The organism is Legionella sp. km772 (assembly GCF_003989735.1).
Lineage (GTDB): Bacteria > Pseudomonadota > Gammaproteobacteria > Legionellales > Legionellaceae > Legionella.
In genome coordinates this window covers 1-2,311 of record NZ_RZGQ01000283.1, presented here as the reverse complement: position 1 = coordinate 2,311, position 2,311 = coordinate 1, and the positions used below count along the sequence as shown (strand labels likewise).

The window sequence follows — 2,311 nt, the reverse complement described above, 5'->3', positions numbered from 1 at the left end:
CTTATTAACCATTTAGAGCGAATAAGCCTCACAGCCTAAATTTACCGAATCTTTTGTCGACTGTTGATTAAAAAACAGCTGAACAATAATTGGTTCATTTCTAGTCATGAAAAGCCCCTGACATTTAACCGTTCAAAATCAGTTAATTTACCCAGAACTTCCTTTATAGTAAGAACACTCTCTTCTTTGACCGATTGGGTGGTAACATAGTGATTATAAGTCGTTTTGTAAGGCTCATCCCACTTACACCAAGCCTCATGAGAAAGCCAAGGCTTGCCACTTATTTGTTCTGGAAAAACCTCCTCTTCCTTGACATAGGAGTAATCCCAATCTAGTTGTCTTGCCAGATGCAACCAGTCCTCATTTTTTAGCATAATTATCCTTATTTCGCCGCTTCAATTTCGACTCGATTCCTACCATTAACTTTGGCTTTATAAAGCGCGCGATCGGCAGCCGCAACTAAATCTTCCGTAGTTTTAAAAATCGGATAATGAGCTATTCCTATACTTAGGGTGATATTAAAACCATAGCCACCAATATAAAAATCGTTTTTGGCTACTTTTTTACATAATTCTAGGCATAATTTTAATGCCATTTCTGGAGTAGTATTAGGAAAAATTATCGCAAACTCTTCTCCGCCATAACGACCAACAAAATCGGTTTTTCTTACTCGTGATAAAAACATATCCGCCATTTTTTTTAACACCAAATCGCCAACCGGATGCCCATATTGATCATTGATTTGTTTAAAATAATCCAAATCGATCATCGCCACGGCAATGGGTTGGTTAAATCGTTGGGCGCGTAAAATTTCAAAACTTAATTGCTTTAAAATATAAGTATGATTTAAAAGCTTTGTCAAACTATCCAAGGCAATATAGGAGTTTAATAAAGCTGAACGTTGGGCTCTTGACTTAACGGCGGATATTAAATTTTGCGGTAAAACGGGTTTGGTTAAAAAATCATCCGCGCCACAACTGTTTAAAATGGATAATTGTTTAATTCGATCATTTTCAGTCGATATAAAAATGATCGGTAAACTGACATAACTTTCTTCTTGCCTAATAATTTTAGCGATATCAAAACCGGTGCATTCAGGTAAATAAAGATCAAGTAATAATAAATTAGGCTTAAAATCTTGTAGTTCATGCATTAACTCATAAGGGCTGGTAATACTTCGCACATTCATATTAGCTTCCTCTAACACCAGAGAATAATAAGTGGCGAGGGTTTCTGAATCATCCAAAATTAAGATGCGATAATCTTCTCGGGTAGCCAAATCACAAAGCTGTACCAATTGATTAGTTAAATGAAATATTTCTATGGGTTTTTGAATAAAAAAGGAGACACCAGCACGGATAGCTTTTAAGCGGATATCCAGGTTATTTTTTGTAGCCAGGCAAAGCAGGGATATTTGTGATGGACGTTTGTCCAAAAAATCAATTAATCCTTGCTCATCGAGATAGTGTTCATCGAGCATAATGACGCCTGGCAGCTGCTGCTCCATTTCTTTGCGCAGTGCCTCACAAGTTTGGAACAAAATTAGCTCATAGCCTAAATGCATTAAATTCTCATGCAACTCACGGTGGAATTTGTCTTTTTTAGCCCCTAAATAAAAGATTAATTTACTGATTATTTTTTCAGGCATAACCAATTCTATAGGTATGCTTTCAACTTGCGGCCAGGTGTCTTTGATACACTCAACCAGGTGAGCTATTTCACTTTGTTGAATGGCATTTAAGGTAGAATAATCGCGCAACTGTTGCAGGTAAACATCCAGATCGCGGCAGGCTTGGCTTAATTGTGAATAGCCATAAGTTCCCGCTGAGCCGGCAAGAGAATGAACGGCACGATGAAATTCATAAAAATTATCTTTATTAAAATTAAGTTTGACATCACCCCATAACTGGCTGATTTCCTTGATTTTTTCCGGTAAATGTTCGGTATAAGCCTGCCTTAGCGCAGCAAGTTTTGCTTCAATTTTCTCATTCATTATATTTTGACCAAAAACGACGTAAAGTATCCGCTAGAGTCAAAGGTTCAAAAGGTTTAGAGATAATGTCTTGAATGCCAATTTCTTTATACTGGGCTAATTCCTTTTCTTGGATGCGCGCAGTCATAAAGATCACCGGGACACTTGCGACCCCCGGTAATTTTCTTAATGCCTGCAAAGTAGCAGGACCATCTAAACAGGGGCTTTTCATGACTAGAAATGAACCAATTATTGTTCAGCTGTTTTTTAATCAACAGTCGACAAAAGATTCGGTAAATTTAGGCTGTGAGGCTTATTCGCTCTAAATGGTTAATAAGC

3 protein-coding genes are annotated in these 2,311 nt (G+C 37.3%); all 3 read right to left on the bottom strand.

Going from position 1 to position 2,311, the window contains the following annotated elements; all coding sequences use genetic code 11:
• Nucleotides 1-104: 104 nt before the first annotated feature.
• Genes ELY15_RS15235 through ELY15_RS15225 form a run of 3 tightly spaced genes read right to left on the bottom strand, consistent with a single transcriptional unit; the run spans nt 105 to nt 2,204 of the window.
• Nucleotides 105-374: a hypothetical protein gene (locus tag ELY15_RS15235; protein WP_127101528.1), complete on the bottom strand. Its 270-nt coding sequence runs from the start codon at nt 372-374 to the stop codon at nt 105-107.
• Between the two features lie 8 nt (nt 375-382).
• The gene (locus ELY15_RS15230; RefSeq protein WP_127101526.1) at nt 383-1,993 is read right to left on the bottom strand and encodes a diguanylate cyclase; all 1,611 of its coding nucleotides are present in this window, start codon (nt 1,991-1,993) and stop codon (nt 383-385) included.
• The gene (locus tag ELY15_RS15225; protein ID WP_127101524.1) at nt 1,986-2,204 is read right to left on the bottom strand and encodes a response regulator; all 219 of its coding nucleotides are present in this window, start codon (nt 2,202-2,204) and stop codon (nt 1,986-1,988) included. Before ELY15_RS15225 ends, ELY15_RS15230 begins: the two co-directional genes overlap by 8 nt.
• Between the last annotated feature and the right edge of the window lie 107 nt (nt 2,205-2,311).

Bases quoted from the DNA above. Each gene is read 5' to 3' on its own strand.
- ELY15_RS15235 (WP_127101528.1), bottom strand. From the start codon at position 374: ATGCTAAAAAATGAGGACTGGTTGCATCTGGCAAGACAACTAGATTGG.
- ELY15_RS15225 (WP_127101524.1), bottom strand. From the start codon at position 2,204: ATGAAAAGCCCCTGTTTAGATGGTCCTGCTACTTTGCAGGCATTAAGA.
- ELY15_RS15230 (WP_127101526.1), bottom strand. From the start codon at position 1,993: ATGAATGAGAAAATTGAAGCAAAACTTGCTGCGCTAAGGCAGGCTTAT.